This window comes from Sphingobium sp. PNB, assembly GCF_019873065.1.
In the GTDB taxonomy this organism is placed as follows: domain Bacteria; phylum Pseudomonadota; class Alphaproteobacteria; order Sphingomonadales; family Sphingomonadaceae; genus Sphingobium; species Sphingobium fuliginis.
Window position 1 is genome coordinate 44,161 of record NZ_JAINEZ010000026.1, and the last position, 14,724, is coordinate 58,884.

The 14,724-nt window shown below is 66.4% G+C and carries 13 protein-coding genes; 10 read left to right on the forward strand and 3 right to left on the reverse strand.

All coding sequences use genetic code 11. The features are described 5' to 3' along the window. The first annotated feature begins 2 nt into the window (after window positions 1–2). The 3 genes from aroC to K7W03_RS11130 all read left to right on the forward strand — a co-directional run bounded on the left by aroC (window position 3) and on the right by K7W03_RS11130 (window position 4,097). Window positions 3–1,091: a chorismate synthase gene (gene aroC / locus K7W03_RS11120; RefSeq protein WP_222886337.1), complete on the forward strand. Its 1,089-nt coding sequence runs from the start codon at window positions 3–5 to the stop codon at window positions 1,089–1,091. Between the two features lie 327 nt (window positions 1,092–1,418). Then, complete coding sequence (locus K7W03_RS11125) at window positions 1,419–3,197, forward strand: SLC13 family permease (RefSeq protein ID WP_222886338.1); 1,779 nt, start codon at window positions 1,419–1,421, stop codon at window positions 3,195–3,197. Between the two features lie 111 nt (window positions 3,198–3,308). Next, window positions 3,309–4,097, forward strand: coding sequence for a PhzF family phenazine biosynthesis protein (locus K7W03_RS11130; protein WP_044661243.1), 789 nt, complete (start codon window positions 3,309–3,311; stop codon window positions 4,095–4,097). Window positions 4,098–4,172: 75 nt separating this feature from the next. On the opposite strand, the gene K7W03_RS11135 is transcribed toward K7W03_RS11130, so the two are convergent. Continuing rightward, a complete protein-coding gene (locus K7W03_RS11135; protein WP_222886339.1) occupies window positions 4,173–5,294 on the reverse strand; it encodes a serine hydrolase domain-containing protein in 1,122 nt (373 codons plus the stop codon). A gap of 38 nt (window positions 5,295–5,332) precedes the next feature. Here K7W03_RS11135 and K7W03_RS11140 point away from each other — a divergent pair, with 38 nt between their 5' ends. The 4 genes from K7W03_RS11140 to K7W03_RS11155 all read left to right on the forward strand — a co-directional run bounded on the left by K7W03_RS11140 (window position 5,333) and on the right by K7W03_RS11155 (window position 9,224). Next, window positions 5,333–5,647 (forward strand): hypothetical protein, encoded by a 315-nt coding sequence (locus K7W03_RS11140; protein ID WP_025551869.1) that lies wholly within the window; start codon window positions 5,333–5,335, stop codon window positions 5,645–5,647. Between the two features lie 84 nt (window positions 5,648–5,731). Beyond that, window positions 5,732–7,504, forward strand: coding sequence for a DNA helicase RecQ (recQ, locus tag K7W03_RS11145; RefSeq protein WP_222886340.1), 1,773 nt, complete (start codon window positions 5,732–5,734; stop codon window positions 7,502–7,504). 107 nt (window positions 7,505–7,611) lie between these two features. Beyond that, complete coding sequence (locus K7W03_RS11150) at window positions 7,612–8,040, forward strand: TIGR01244 family sulfur transferase (protein WP_025551865.1); 429 nt, start codon at window positions 7,612–7,614, stop codon at window positions 8,038–8,040. Then, on the forward strand, window positions 8,040–9,224 hold the full coding sequence (locus tag K7W03_RS11155) for an NAD(P)/FAD-dependent oxidoreductase (RefSeq protein WP_222886341.1): 1,185 nt from the start codon (window positions 8,040–8,042) through the stop codon (window positions 9,222–9,224). Before K7W03_RS11150 ends, K7W03_RS11155 begins: the two co-directional genes overlap by 1 nt. Window positions 9,225–10,009: 785 nt before the next feature. On the opposite strand, the gene dmeF is transcribed toward K7W03_RS11155, so the two are convergent. Together dmeF and K7W03_RS11165 are read right to left on the reverse strand one after the other, a co-directional pair. After that, complete coding sequence (gene dmeF / locus K7W03_RS11160; RefSeq protein WP_140042832.1) at window positions 10,010–10,993, reverse strand: CDF family Co(II)/Ni(II) efflux transporter DmeF; 984 nt, start codon at window positions 10,991–10,993, stop codon at window positions 10,010–10,012. Then, complete coding sequence (locus K7W03_RS11165; RefSeq protein WP_025552137.1) at window positions 10,990–11,262, reverse strand: metal/formaldehyde-sensitive transcriptional repressor; 273 nt, start codon at window positions 11,260–11,262, stop codon at window positions 10,990–10,992. The genes dmeF and K7W03_RS11165 overlap by 4 nt, the downstream gene beginning before the upstream one ends. Window positions 11,263–11,337: 75 nt before the next feature. On the opposite strand from K7W03_RS11165, the gene crtY reads away from it, so the two are divergent. Genes crtY through K7W03_RS11180 form a run of 3 tightly spaced genes read left to right on the forward strand, consistent with a single transcriptional unit; the run spans window position 11,338 to window position 14,589 of the window. Further along, window positions 11,338–12,498: a lycopene beta-cyclase CrtY gene (gene crtY / locus K7W03_RS11170; protein WP_222886342.1), complete on the forward strand. Its 1,161-nt coding sequence runs from the start codon at window positions 11,338–11,340 to the stop codon at window positions 12,496–12,498. A 13-nt stretch (window positions 12,499–12,511) separates the two neighbouring features. Next, complete coding sequence (locus tag K7W03_RS11175) at window positions 12,512–13,993, forward strand: phytoene desaturase (protein WP_025552140.1); 1,482 nt, start codon at window positions 12,512–12,514, stop codon at window positions 13,991–13,993. A 14-nt stretch (window positions 13,994–14,007) separates the two neighbouring features. After that, window positions 14,008–14,589, forward strand: a complete 582-nt coding sequence (locus K7W03_RS11180; protein WP_025552142.1) for a TIGR00730 family Rossman fold protein — start codon at window positions 14,008–14,010, stop codon at window positions 14,587–14,589. The last annotated feature ends 135 nt before the right edge of the window (window positions 14,590–14,724 follow it).

Here is a 14,724-nt window from a genome sequence, read left to right on the forward strand (position 1 = left end):
TCATGAGCTTCAACACATTCGGCCGCGTCTTCCGCTTCTCGACCTGGGGGGAGTCCCACGGTCCCGCCATCGGCGCGATGGTCGACGGCTGCCCTCCGGGCCTGTCCCTCAGCGAAGCCGACATCCAGCCCTTCCTCGACAAGCGCAGGCCCGGCACCTCCAAATTCACCACCCAGCGCCGCGAGCCGGATGAGGTGCGCATCCTCTCCGGCGTGTTCGAGGGGTGGACCACCGGCACCCCGATCAGCCTGATGATCGAGAATACCGACCAGCGTTCCAAGGATTATGGCGAGGTCGCCAAGGCCTATCGCCCCGGCCATGCCGACTATGCCTATGACGCCAAATATGGCTTCCGCGACTATCGCGGCGGCGGGCGATCGTCGGCACGGGAAACCGCCAGCCGCGTGGCGGCGGGTGCGGTGGCGCGGCTCGTCATCCCCGATGTCGACATCTTCGCCTATGTCAGCGAGATTGGCGGCGACGCCATCGACTATGGCCGCTTCGACGCGCGCGAGATCGACAGCAACCCCTTTTTCTGCCCCGACCCGGAAGCGGCGAAGCGTTGGGAGAAACTGGTCGATGACGCCCGCAAGGACGGCTCGTCGCTCGGCGCGGTGGTCGAATGCGTCGCCAGCGGGGTTCCGGCGGGCTGGGGCGCGCCGCTCTATGCCAAGCTGGACAGCGAACTGGCTGCCGCGATGATGAGCATCAATGCGGTCAAGGGCGTGGAGATCGGTGACGGTTTCGCCGCCGCCCGCCTGCGCGGCGAACAGAATGCCGATCCGATGCGGCCCAATATGGACGGGGGCAATGACGGCAACCCCGTCTTCCTCGCCAACCACGCGGGCGGCATTGCGGGCGGCATCTCCACCGGGCAGCCGGTCAAGGTCCGCATCGCCTTCAAGCCGACCAGTTCGATCCTGATCCCGGTCGAAACCGTCACCCGCGAAGGCGTGGCGTCGGAGATCATCACCAAGGGCCGCCACGACCCCTGCGTCGGCATTCGCGGCGTGCCGGTGGTGGAAGCGATGATGGCGCTGGTGCTCGCAGACCAGAAGCTGCTCCACCGCGCGCAATGCGGTGAAGGCTGAGTCAGGCGTCGCCCTGCTCCTGCAAGGGCAGGAGCCCGCAGGAGAACCGCGTTCACCGCCGCAATATAACGCGCCGAATCGAGCCATTCTTTCGATAAAGGCAGGATTTGCGCGAGACGACTCAGCCAATCTGCAGTAACATCACCGTCACAGATCGCCCGCGGGAGGGCGAGCGGCAGTGCGTAAGCCTGGGGAGCGTCACCATGGTTTCCATGGATTGACGGTCAAAACGTCCCCTTCAGCCGCGAACACGGGCCAGCCATGCAACCATGGCTGGCCCATTTCGTTCAGGCAGGACGCGAAAACGCGATCCGGGGCACAAGACGCATGCATTTCATCACCGCGCTGATCGGCATCTATCGCGCGGAAATCGGACTTCTCATCCTCGCCCTGATGTTCGTCGCCTTCGTGCGCGAACGCTATTCGCCCACGGTCGTCTCCGTGGTCGGCGCGTGCGCCTTCGCGGTGCTGGGCCTGCTCGACGAAAAGGACCTGTTCTCCGTCTTCTCCAACAGTGCGCCGCTGACGGTGGGCGCGATGTTCGTGCTTTCCGGCGCGCTGATCCGCACAGGGACGATCAATCGCGTTGCCGATCTGGTCATGGCCCGCGCCCAGCGCCACCCGCGTCTGGCGCTGGCCGAAGTCACGCTCGGCACGGTCATCCTCTCGGCCTTCCTCAACAACACGCCCGTGGTGGTGCTGCTGATCCCGATCATGTTCAAGCTGGCGCAGGCGACCGGCTATCCGGTGAAGAAGCTGCTGATTCCGATGAACGCCGTTGCCGTGATGGGCGGTTGCGTGACGCTGATCGGCACATCGACCAACCTGATCGTCGCGGGCATCGCCGCCGATCAGGGCATGGCGCCCTTCGGCATATTCGACATCACGCCCTATGGGCTGGCGGGGGTCTTGGCCGGCGTCGCCGCGCTGGCCGGCCTGTCCTTCCTGCTTCCCGGCGATCCGCCCTCCATCGCGGGGGAGGATGGCGGCAATGTGCAGGATTATCTGACCGAACTCACCCTGTCGCGCGACAGCGACCTCGTCGGCCGCACGGTCGGCTCCCTGTCGATCATCGGCCGCTCCGCCAGCCTGCTCGGCCTCAAGAGGGCTGGGGAGATACGGCGCCGGGGGATAGAGGAAGAGGAACTGCACGCCGGCGACCGCCTGCTGGTCCATGCCGACGGCGCGACGATCATGACCCTGCGCGAATCCGGCGATTTCGAAATCGGGCTGGCCGCGGCGTCGGAGACTCCGGGCAGCGGCACCGTCATCGAAGCGATGATCGCGCCCAGCCATCCGTCCATCGGGGAACGGCTGATCGACATTCCCTTCCTGCACGCGCTGCGGGTGCGGATCATCGGCATCCACCGGGCGCGTCACCTGCCGGGGCCGGACCTCAGCGAAACCCGCGTGCGCGGCGCCGACCGCCTGCTGATCGCGGGCAGCGACGACAGCATCCGTTCGCTCAAGGACAATTCCCATCTGATCGGCGTCGACATCAGCCGCACCCGCGCCTTCCGCCCGCGAAAGGCATGGATCGCCATTCTTGCCCTGACGGCGGTGGTGCTGCTCTCGGCCGTCGATCTCATCGGCATCGGCCTTGCCGCCTTCATCGCCGTGGGCGTGATCCTCGTCACCCGCTGCATCGACCCGGAGGAAGCCTGGGCCGCCATCGACGGCGACGTGCTGATCCTGATCTTCGCCATGCTCGCGGTCGGGCTGGCGCTTGAACAGGCGGGCAGCGTCGCGCTGATGGTCGGCTGGATCGAGCCGTTGCTCGCCGCCGCTCCGGCATGGACGCTGGTGTTCCTCATCTATTTCTTCGCGCTTCTGCTGTCGGAACTGCTCAGCAACAATGCGGTCGCGGCGCTGCTCACGCCGCTCACCATCGCGCTCGCCCATCAACTCGGCGCCGATCCGCGTCCGCTGGTGATCGCGCTGATGATCGGCGCGTCGGCCTGCTTCGCCACGCCGATCGGTTATCAGACCAACGCCCTTGTCCATGCGGCGGGCGACTATCGCTTTTCCGATTTCGTGCGCATCGGGATTCCGCTCAACCTGATCGTCGGGCTGGCGGTCTGCACCACGCTCACCCTCCTGGCTTGAGGAGCGGGCCTGGCCTGAGGAGCGGGGCGACGCCAAGCCATTTTCGGCGGACCGGCCCTGTCCCCGCACCGAACGCATCGTCATGATGGCCCGAAAACCAAAGGATTGCCCGTGACCAGCCTGCCCATCATTCAGGTCGACGCCTTCGCCGACGCTCCCTTCACCGGCAATCCGGCCGCGGTCATGCCGCTCGGCCGATGGCTGGACGATGCGACGCTTCAGGCGATAGCGGCGGAAAATAATCTGTCCGAAACCGCCTTCACCGTGCCCACCCCCGACGATCCGGAGGCGGACTATGCGCTACGCTGGTTCACGCCCGCCGTGGAGGTCAAGCTCTGCGGCCACGCCACGCTGGCGAGTGGCCATGTGCTGATGGGCGGGCGTACCGCCGTCCGCTTCCGCACGCGGGAAGCGGGCATCCTGACCGTGTCGCGGGACCGCGACGGCTATGGCCTCTCGCTCCCGGCCTGGCCGACCGCGCCCAGCCCGCTGCCGGAGCTGGCGGCGGCGATGGGCGGGGACGTCCTCGAAACCCAGTGGCGCGAGGGCGGCTTCGCGATCTTCGTCTATCGCGATGCCGCCGCGATCCATGCGCTGGAACCGGACTTCGCGACGCTGAAGAAGGCGGGGCCGCTGCTGCTCATCGCCACCGCACCCGGCGAGGACAGCGACATGGTGAGCCGCGTCTTCGTTCCCGGCGCGGGCATAGACGAAGACCCGGTGACCGGCTCCGCCCATTGCCTGCTCACGCCCTATTGGGCGAAGCGGCTCGACAAGATCAGGCTGACGGCATTTCAGGCATCGCAGCGCGGCGGGCGCTTAACGTGCCGGCTTTCAGGCGACCGGGTGATCCTGACGGGCGCCTGCCGCACGGTGATCGAAGGCAATTTCCTGCTTTGAGAGGTGGCGATGGCTGAGGCCGTCCGGCCAATTCCAGCCAACCAGCGACCCTGCGCAAAGAAAATAGAGGTCAGTTCACCGCGAATAAAGCCCGACGAGCTTCGCCAGCCCCGTCTTCAGCGCATCGCGCTCCGCCTTCGTGGGCGACATGCCCAGCCGCACGACCGTCAGGCGCTGCGACGGCGAGACCAATATATATTGCCCGCCATGCCCGACGCAGCCGAACAGGCTGCGCGGCGCCCGCCCCGGCATCAGCGCGCTGTCCTCGCTGTCCCGGTTCAGCCACAGATGCGCGCCATAGGCGGCATTGCGGGGCGAGGGCGCGCGCATATAGTCGATCCACTTTTCCGGCACGATCTGATGCCCCGCCACGCCGCGCCCGTGATTGCGCAGCAATTCCCCGAAGCGGGCATAATCCCGCGCCGTCATATGCATGAAGCTGCCGCCGATCATCGTCCCGGCCGCATCATATTCCACCGCCAGGCTGTCGAGGCGCGCCGGAATCTTCAGCCGCCCGTCGATGAACATCTGCATCGCCCGCCGCCGCACGTCGGGATCGGTGCTGTTGGTCAGCATCCGCGCCATCAGGTCGGCCAGGATGACGCTGTTGCCGGTCGAATAGGAAAAGGCGGTCCCAGGCGTATGGGCAAGCGGCTTGGCCTCCGCAAAGGCGCCCATGTCCTGCGCTCCGTCGGTGAACAGCATCCTTATCGTGTCGGCCTCCGCCAGCGGTTCCCTGTCCTCGACATGATCGAGGCCCGACGTCATGGCCAGCAACTGCCGCAGGGTGATGCGCCCTCGCGGATCGCCCGGCTGCCCCCAGGCCGCGACCGGCACCGGCGAATCGAGCGCCAGCCGCCCGTCCGACACCATCAGCCCGATCAGCACCGCCGTCACGCTCTTGGCCGTGGACCAGGACGGCAGCTTCGTCCGCGGCCCATAGCCCGGCGCGTAGCGCTCCGCCACGATTTCGCCATCGTGCATGACGACCAGCGCCCGGGTCTCGCCCACCGCATCCTCGAACAAAGGATCGATGGCCGCGCGCAGGGCGGCGGCGTCCGCGTCCGAATCGCCAGCGACATGGTAGACCGGCTCCGGCCCGGCGGCGCGCACTGTCCACAACCCGGCCACGGCCAGAATCGCCAAAATCCCGCCCGGCATGCCAAGGCGCTTTACGCTGTTCCGCTCAAGCCTCATAAGCCGCGGCCTTAGCATGGAGCGCGGGAAAGGGGAGCATGTCCGGTCGCCGGAAATGGATTTATGGGGTTTTGGCGGTGGCCCTGCTGCCGCTGGCGCTGCTGGCGTGGAACTGGAGCGCCCTTCGCGCCCATGCCCAGGTCGGCGCGGGCTTCGGCGCGCGCGTCACCTGCTCCTGCCGCTATGTGGAAGGCCGGTCGATGGAAAGCTGTCATGGCGACAAGGAACCCGGCATGTGGGCCGTGTCGTTGAAGGACATGCCCGAATCGCAATCGGTCAACGCGGCGGTTCCGTTGCTTGCTTCGCGCACGGCGCGCTATCGCAAGGGCTGGGGCTGTCTGCTGGAGCCTTGAGCTTCCATGGTCATCCCGGCTTTCGCTGGGATGACCATGTGGGAAGCTGGCCCCAATCCCCTCAAAGCGCTACAGCCCCTTCCCATGCGTCCCGACATCCCGACCCTCCTCCACGATGTTTTCGGCTTTCCCGGCTTCAGGGGCGTGCAGGAACAGGTGGTCAGCCGCATCATGGCGGGGCAGGCGACGCTGGCGATCATGCCGACCGGCGCGGGCAAGTCGCTCTGCTACCAGCTTCCCGCCGTCGCGCTCGAAGGCTGCTGCGTCGTCATATCGCCGCTGATCGCGTTGATGCACGACCAGCTTCGCGCCGCGCAGGCGGTCGGCATCCGTGCCGCCAGCCTCACCAGCGTCGACGCCGACTGGCGCGAGACGCAGGACCGGCTGCGCAATGGCGATCTCGACCTGCTCTATGTCGCGCCCGAACGCGCCAGCGGGGAGGGGTTCCGCAACCTCCTGCGCGCCGCGAAGATCGCCCTCTTCGCGATAGACGAAGCCCATTGCGTCTCCGAATGGGGCCATGATTTCCGCCCGGACTATCGCCTGCTGCGCCCGCTGCTCGATGAATTTCCGGACGTTCCCCGTCTCGCGCTGACCGCGACCGCCGACCACCACACCCGCGACGACATCCTCGTCCAACTTGGCATTCCCCGCGAAGGCCTGATCATCGCGGGCTTCGACCGTCCGAACATCCGCTACGCCGTCCATCCCCGCGATGGCCTGCCCCGCCAGCTTTCCGATCTGATCGCCGGCCAGACCGGCCCCGGCATCGTCTACGCCCCCACCCGCGCCGCGACCGAGAAGCTGGCCGAAACCCTCAGCAAGACCGGCCGCCCGACCCGCGCCTATCATGCCGGGCTCGACCCGCAGGTCCGCGCCGCCAACCAGGCCGCCTTCATCGCCAGCGAGGATATGGTGATGGTCGCGACCATCGCCTTCGGCATGGGCATCGACAAGCCCGACGTCCGCTTCGTCGCCCATGCGGCGCTGCCCAAGTCGATCGAGGGCTATTATCAGGAATCGGGCCGTGCAGGCCGCGACGGAGAACCCGCCGAAGCGCATCTTTTCTGGGGCGCCGACGATTTCGCCCGCGCCCGGCAGCGCATCGGCGAGCTCGATCCCCTGCGCCAGCAGGGCGAGCGCGCCCGCATCACGGCGCTGGGCGGGCTGGTCGAAACCGGCACCTGCCGCCGCGCCATATTGCTCCGCCATTTCGGGGAAGATCCCCCGCCGGGCTGCGGCAATTGCGACAATTGCCTCAATCCCCCGCCCAGCATCGACGCGACTCAGACCGCGCGCAAATTCCTGTCCGCCGTCTACCGCACAGGCCAGAGCTTCGGCGTCGGCCATATCGAGCAGGTGCTGACCGGCGCCGTCACCGACAAGATTCGCGAGCGCGGCCATGACAGGATTTCGGTCTATGGCATCGTCGACGGAGAGGAGACGGCGCTGCTGCGCCCCGTCTCCCGCGCCCTGCTGGTGCGCGACGCGCTCCAGACCAACGAGCATGGCGGGCTGGAATTCGGCCCCAATGCCCGCCCGATCCTGCGCGGGGAGGAGGAGGTCAGCCTGGTCCTCCCGCCCCGCAGGGAACGCCGCCGCAAGAGCGCCCGCAACGGCAGCGCTGAAAATCCGGTGGGCGATCCGCTGTTCGACGCCCTGCGCGCCTGCCGCCGCGCACTGGCGCAGGAGGCGGGCGTGCCGCCCTATGTGATCTTCCACGATTCGACCCTGCGCGAAATGGCGGAGCAGCGCCCGACGAGCCTCACGGAACTCGGCCACATCAGCGGCGTGGGACAGCGCAAGCTCGACGCCTATGGCGACGCCTTCCTCGCGGCGATCCGCCCTTATCTTTAGAACGGAGGAATTGACCTGCTCCTGCGAAGGAGCATGTTGCTCTGTGGCCTACCCTCTTGAATCCCGCCGCCCACAAGCGCAAGGAGACCCGAAAAGGAGTCCCGCCCATGTTCCGCCAGCTCACCAAAAGCCTCTACGTCTCTCCGCAGATCAGCGTCGATCAGGTGGCGGAAGCCAAGGCGCTGGGCGTGACGGTGATCATCAACAACCGCCCCGACGACGAGGAGCCGGGCCAGACCAACGGCGCGGAGATCGAAGCCGCAGCCAGGGCCGCCGGCATCGCCTATGCCGCCGTCCCCGTGGCCCATGGCGGCTTCGCGCCCTGGCAGCTCGACGGCATGGCCGCCGCGCTGGAACAGGCGGGCGAGGGCAAGATACTCGCCTATTGCCGCTCCGGCACGCGCAGCACCTTGCTCTGGGCGCTGACCCGCGCCCGCGCGGGCGACCATCCGGCGGCGCTGACCGAGCAGGCCGCCTCCGCCGGCTATGACGTCACGCCCGTCCGCCAGATCATGGACGCGCTCGCCGCCGGTTGATGGCTTCCCCAGCGGAAACCTATGACGCCATCGTCCTGGGCGCTGGCGGCGCTGGCCTGATGTGCGCGGCCATGGCGGGCCAGCGGGGCAGGCGCGTCCTCGTCATCGACCATGCCGACCAGGCGGGAAAGAAAATCCTGATTTCCGGCGGCGGCCGCTGCAACTTCACCAATATCCACACCGCGCCCGACCGCTACCTGTCCGCCAACCCTCATTTCGCCAAATCGGCGCTGGGCCGCTATACGCCGCAGGATTTCCTCGGGCTTGTCGAACGCCACGGCATCGCCTGGCACGAAAAGACTCTGGGCCAGCTCTTCTGCGATCAGAGCGCGCGCCAGATCGTCGCCATGCTGCTGGCCGAATGCGAGGCGGGCGGCGTCACCATCCGGCTCGACCACGCCATCGCCGCCGTCACCCATGCCGATGGCCGGTACTGCGTCACCCATGGCGACAGGACCGCCACGGCCCCGGCGCTGGTCATCGCCACCGGCGGACCCTCCATCCCCAAGATCGGCGCAACCGCCCTTGCCTATGACCTCGCCCGCCAGTTCGGGCTCAAGGTGGTGGAACCCCGACCGGCGCTGGTGCCCCTGACCCTCGGCGGCGAAGAGCTGCTCTTCCGCTCGCTCTCCGGCGTCTCGACCGAGGTCATCGCACGCCATGGCAAGACCGCCTTCCGCGAAGCCGCGCTGCTCACCCACCGGGGCCTGTCCGGCCCCGCGATCCTGCAGATTTCATCCTATTGGCGGCATGGCGACTCCATCGCTCTCGACCTCCTGCCCGACCAGCCGCAAGGCTGGCTGACGGAGGCGAAGCGCGGCAGGCCGCGCGCCACGCTGATGCAATGCCTGCGCGGCCACCTGCCCGACCGTCTGGCCGACGCCCTGGCGGAGCGGCTGGCGCTTCCCGGCGACCTGGGCAACATCCCGGATCGCAAGCTGCAGGACGCCGAACGCCGCCTGTCGGCCTGGCCCTTCACGCCCAATGGCACCGAAGGCTTCGCCAAGGCGGAGGTCACAATCGGCGGCATTTCGACCGCGGGATTGTCCTCGCAAACGATGGAAGCGCGTCACCTCCCCGGCCTTTACGCCATAGGGGAAGCGGTCGACGTCACCGGCTGGCTGGGCGGCTATAATTTCCAATGGGCCTGGGCAAGCGGCTGGGTAGCGGCCCAATATCTCTAGAGCGCGCTGCGTTAAATTAGACGCAGGCCGCGCGCTCTAAGCTTTTGTTGTCGCATCGTTTAAGCGCAAAACCGGTTCCCACTTTTGCGCACGATGCTCTTAAAAAAGCAGCCCCGGCGCAAGGGAACGCCGGGGCCACAAAGAGGGATGTCCCGGCGGGAGGGGGGAGAAGGCCGGGACAAGAGGGAAATAGGAAGAGCTATTTCAGTTTCAAGATGCTACGGAGAATTTTCTTCGGGCTGGTGCGTCTACTTCGCGCCTCGCAATGGCTGATAGGGAACAGTCGCCATTCAAACCCTATCATGAGGATGGAGCCCGCGCCGGTCATCCCCGCCTTGGCTTCAACATCGACCGAGCGTCAGGATATCTCCCTATGCATTTCCGCCGGAGCCGACCCGAACGCCATCAGAGCCGCATTGATCATCTGCCGGTGGGCGTCGCTTCCCCTTGCCACATCCCGCCAATCCTGCCCGGTCATCGATCCATGACTGTCCTGCCAGATTTTGGAGGCGACCGAGTCCACTTCATCGGCGGTGGGCCTTCGCTGTTCAGCGAAACATTCCATCAAGAGGGCGTGAAAAACCTTTCCCGCAAAGGGCTTTGCAACCGGCATAAGGCCTCCTCTCCGACGGTATTTTATAGATTTCCGTAAGGGAAATTGAATGGCCGCCCGAGTCGAGTCAAGCCGTGCCGATCTGCCATCGTGGTGAATTGCCGCCTTAACCCGGCGGTTTCGCTGCTCTAACTCTTAAGGATTATCTCTTCGGTAAGGGAGTCTGCGACGGTTATCCGCACTCCACCGTCACATGCTCCATGCGCGGCAGGGCGCGGACCTGGCGGCGCACGGCGGCGACATCGGCGCCGGGAGCCAGGCTGACGATCGCGGCATGGGCATGCGGCCCGATGCGCCAGACATGCAGGTCGCGGATGGTCGCCCCTTCCGCCTCGGCCAGCGCCTTGATCCGCGCCATCAGCGCCGGTTCGGCCGTGTCGAGCAGGATCGCGGCGGTGTCCTTCATCAGCCCCCAGGCCCAGCGCGCGATCACCACCGCGCCCAGCAGGCCGACGGCGGGGTCCAGCCACCACCAGCCCATATAGCGCCCCGCCAGCAACGCCATGATCGCCAGCACCGACGTCAGCGCGTCGGTCAGCACATGCACATAGGCGGCGCGCAGATTATTGTCGGCATGGCCATGCCTGTGATCATGATCATGCCCGTGATCATGGCTATGGTCGTGTCCCAACAGCAGGGCGCTGATCAGGTTGATGACCAGGCCGATCACCGCGACCAGCGTCGCTTCGCCAAAGGCCACCTTCACCGGTTCGAAGAAGCGCATCACGGACTCGACGGCGATGAACAGGGCGGTGAAGGCCAGGATCAGCGCGGATGCGAAGCCGGACAGGTCGCCCACCTTGCCTGTCCCGAACGTATAGCGCGGGTTGCGCGCATGCCGCCGGGCATAGCCATAGGCGGCGGCCGCCACCGCCAGCGCGCCGGCATGGGTCGCCATGTGGAAGCCGTCGGCCAGCAGCGCCATCGACCCGGTCAGCCAGCCGAAGACGATCTCGACCACCATGGTCGCCGCCGTCAGCCACACCACCCAGATCGTCTTGCGGGCATTCTCATCATGTCCGCGCGTCAGGTAGATATGGTCGAAATAATGGCTTTCCTCGCCATCATCCGCATTGGCCACCGGAATGCCATGCACATGATCATGGCCCTCGGGATGATGGTGGCCGCCATGGCCATGGTCGTCGTGCATGCTCATTTCCCGTAGCGCCGGATCAGCGCCAGCATTTCCTCCGCCGCAGCCTCTCGCGCTGCGTCGCTGATACCCGGCCGGGCGACATGTTCGCGCATATGCTGCTCGATCAATTCTTCCATCAGGCTGCCGACCGCACCCCGCACGGAGGCGACGAGTTGCAGCGTTTCCGAACAACCCGCGTCGCCCGACAATTGCCGTTCTACGGCGCCGATCTGCCCCGCGATGCGCCGCACCCGCGCCAGCAGCTTGTCCCGATCCGCCACGATATGCATAGGGTACCCCCCTATACTATGCCGGTCTGAAAATCAATCCGTGCATTTCCCCGCGCAGCCCCTAACAAGGGTGCGATGGCGACCATGACCGATTGCGACGTAGCGATAGTGGGCGGCGGCCTTGCCGGCTGCCTGACCGCGCTCGCCCTCGCGGCGCGCCACCCGCATGTCTCCCTGAGGCTGCTGGAAAGCGACGATCGGCTGGGCGGCAATCATATCTGGTCCTTCTTCGACAGCGACGTTGACGCCGGGGACCGCTGGCTGGTCGAACCGCTGATCGCCCATCGCTGGCCGGAGGGTTATGAGGTCCGCTTCCCCGGCCACTGCCGCCAACTTGCCGTGCCTTATAACAGCATCACCTCGGCGCGCCTCGACGCCCACGTCCGGGAGCGGCTTGGCGATGCCGTGCTGACCGGCGCGCAGGCCACCGGGCTGACGCCCACCAGCGTCACCCTGTCCGACGGCCGCGTCGTCCGCGCCAAGGCCGTGCTCGACGCCAGAGGGGGCGGCGATCTTTCCGCCCTGCGCTGCGGCTGGCAGAAATTCGTCGGCCAGACCCTGCGCCTGCATGCTCCGCACGGCCTTTCCCGCCCAGTCATCATGGACGCCACGGTCGAGCAGATGGACGGCTATCGCTTCGTCTATCTGCTGCCCTGGGACGAACGGACCGTCTTCGTCGAGGACACCTATTATAGCGACACGCCGAACCTCGACGAGCCCATGTTCGGCGCCCGGATCGCCGCCTATGCGCGGGCGCGGGACTGGCAGGTGGAGGAGGTCGTTCATAGTGAGAGCGGCGTCCTTCCGGTCGTCCACGGCGGCGATTTCGACCGCTTCTGGCCGCAGGAGGATCCGGTCGCGCGGCTGGGGGCAAGGGCGGCGCTATTCCAGCCCATGACCGGCTATTCCCTGCCCGATGCGGTGCGCTTCGCGCTGCGCCTGGCGAATGAATGGCCGGTGGAGGGGCAACTGCTCGCCCAGGCCACGCGCGGTTGGGCGCGGGACCATTGGCGGCAGGGCGCTTATTACCGGTTGCTCGGCCGCATGCTGTTCGGCGCGGCCAGACCGGACCAGCGCTGGCGCATCTTCGAACGTTTCTATCGGCTTGATCCCTCCCTTATCGGCCGCTTCTATGCGGGCCGCTCGACGCTCGGGGATCGCATCCGCATCTTGTGCGGGCGGCCCCCCGTGCCCATAAGGGACGCCATGCGCGCCCTGTTGAGCCCTCCCGCCTGATGAACCGGACCCGATGAACCGGAAAGCGATCGTCATCGGCGCGGGCTTCGGCGGCCTTGCGCTGGCCATCCGCCTGCAATCCGCCGGAATCGACACCACTCTGGTCGAGGCACGCGACCGGCCGGGGGGCCGCGCCTATATGTGGGAAAAGGACGGCTTCGTCTTCGACGCCGGGCCGACCGTCATCACCGATCCCGATTGCCTGGGCGAGTTGTGGCGCCTTTCGGGCCATGACATGGCGGAGGATGTCAGCCTCGTCCCCGTCTCCCCCTTCTACCGGCTCAACTGGCGCGACGGCACGAATTTCGACTATTCCAACGACGAAACCGCCCTCCGCGCCCAGATCGCCCGGCTCAATCCGGAGGATGTCGCGGGCTATGAAAGCTTCCTCGACTATGCCGACGGCGTTTATCAGGAGGGGTATCGCAAGCTCGGCTCGGTCGCCTTCCTCGACTTCGCCTCCATGGTCCGCGCCGCGCCCGCGCTGATGAAGCATCAGGCGTGGCGCTCCGTCTATTCCGTGGTTTCCTCCCATGTGAAGGATGAGAAGCTGCGGCAGGCGCTCTCCTTCCACACGCTGCTGGTCGGGGGCAATCCGATGCAGACCAGCTCGATCTACGCCCTGATCCACAAGCTGGAGAAGGATGGCGGCGTCTGGTTCGCCAAGGGCGGCACCAACCGCCTCGTCCAGGCGATGGCCACGCATTTCGAGCGGCTGGGCGGCACGCTGCGCCTCGCCGATCCGGTGGTGCAGATCGAAACCTATGGCGACCGCGCCGTTGCCGTGCGCACCGCTTCGGGCTGGCGGGGGGAGGCGGATGCCGTCGCCTCCAACGCCGACCTGATGCACAGCTATCGCGACCTGATCGGCCATCATCCCAGGGGCGAGAAACAGGCGGCGAAGCTTGCCCGCAAGCGCTGGTCGCCCAGCCTGTTCGTGCTGCATTTCGGCATCCGGGGAAGCTGGCCGGGCATCCCGCACCATATGATCCTGTTCGGCCCGCGCTATGAAGGGCTGCTGACCGACATCTATGATTATGGCGTGCTGCCGCAGGATTTTTCGCTCTACCTGCACCATCCGACCGTCACCGACCCCAGCATGGCGCCGGAGGGCCATTCGACCTTCTACGCGCTTGCCCCGGTGCCGCATCTGGGCAAGCTGCCTATCGATTGGGACCGTTTCGCGCCGGCCTATGCGGAACGTATCCTCGACGAAATCCAGCATCGCCTGATTCCCGACATCCGCTCGCGCATCGTGACGCGGTTCCATTATGCGCCGCCAGACTTCCGTCGCGACCTGTCGGCGCATCTGGGCAGCGCATTCAGCCTGGAGCCGCTGTTGACCCAGAGCGCCTGGTTCCGCGCGCATAATCGCGACGACGTCATTCCCAACCTCTATCTGGTAGGGGCGGGCACGCATCCGGGGGCGGGCATTCCCGGCGTGGTCGGCAGCGCCAAGGCGACGGCCGCGTTGATGCTGGAAGACCTGGCCTGACACATGAAGGATTTATGAAGAGACTGGCTGTCTATTGCGGCTCGGCCACCCCGGCCGATCCCGCCTATGTCGAATCCGCCCGCCATGTCGGACGCATCCTCGCCGAACGGGGCATCGGCGTCGTCTATGGCGGCGGCCGGCTGGGACTGATGGGCGCGGTGGCCGATGCGGCGCTGGAAGCGGGTGGGGAGGTGATCGGCGTCATCCCCGAAGCGCTGGTCGGGGCCGAAGTCGCCCATCGCGGCTGCACGGAACTGCATGTCGTCCAGACCATGCACCAGCGCAAGCAGCTTTTCACCGACCTGTCCGACGGCTTCGTGACCTTGCCGGGCGGCGTCGGCACGATGGATGAATTGTGGGAAGCGATCAGTTGGGCGCAGCTCGGCTATCACCGCAAGCCGGTCGGCCTGCTCAATGTCGCGGGCTTCTATGACCAACTCATCGCCTTCAACCAGCATATGGTCGAGGCGGGCTTTATCCGCGCGCAACATGCCAATATCCTGATCCACGCCAACGCGATCGAGGCATTGCTCGACAGGATGGCGGCCTATCAGCCGCATGAAACCATCTTCGCGATGAAGGCGGATCGGTTGTGATCCCATAGCAGGACCCGTTCCGAGAAACGGGAAGCGCTGAGCCACGCTGCGGACAAATTCGGAATGTCGGGAAATGGCCAATCCAAGACATTCCCCTCCCGTAAACGGGAGGGGTTAGGGGTGGGCGCGAGCGTA

Coding starts and splice junctions, on each gene's coding strand:
- K7W03_RS11135 (WP_222886339.1), bottom strand. CDS start 5,294: ATGAGGCTTGAGCGGAACAGCGTAAAGCGCCTTGGCATGCCGGGCGGG.
- K7W03_RS11175 (WP_025552140.1), top strand. CDS start 12,512: ATGAACCGGAAAGCGATCGTCATCGGCGCGGGCTTCGGCGGCCTTGCG.
- crtY (WP_222886342.1), top strand. CDS start 11,338: ATGGCGACCATGACCGATTGCGACGTAGCGATAGTGGGCGGCGGCCTT.
- K7W03_RS11125 (WP_222886338.1), top strand. CDS start 1,419: ATGCATTTCATCACCGCGCTGATCGGCATCTATCGCGCGGAAATCGGA.
- dmeF (WP_140042832.1), bottom strand. CDS start 10,993: ATGAGCATGCACGACGACCATGGCCATGGCGGCCACCATCATCCCGAG.
- K7W03_RS11165 (WP_025552137.1), bottom strand. CDS start 11,262: ATGCATATCGTGGCGGATCGGGACAAGCTGCTGGCGCGGGTGCGGCGC.
- aroC (WP_222886337.1), top strand. CDS start 3: ATGAGCTTCAACACATTCGGCCGCGTCTTCCGCTTCTCGACCTGGGGG.
- K7W03_RS11150 (WP_025551865.1), top strand. CDS start 7,612: ATGTTCCGCCAGCTCACCAAAAGCCTCTACGTCTCTCCGCAGATCAGC.
- recQ (WP_222886340.1), top strand. CDS start 5,732: ATGCGTCCCGACATCCCGACCCTCCTCCACGATGTTTTCGGCTTTCCC.
- K7W03_RS11180 (WP_025552142.1), top strand. CDS start 14,008: ATGAAGAGACTGGCTGTCTATTGCGGCTCGGCCACCCCGGCCGATCCC.
- K7W03_RS11155 (WP_222886341.1), top strand. CDS start 8,040: ATGGCTTCCCCAGCGGAAACCTATGACGCCATCGTCCTGGGCGCTGGC.
- K7W03_RS11140 (WP_025551869.1), top strand. CDS start 5,333: ATGTCCGGTCGCCGGAAATGGATTTATGGGGTTTTGGCGGTGGCCCTG.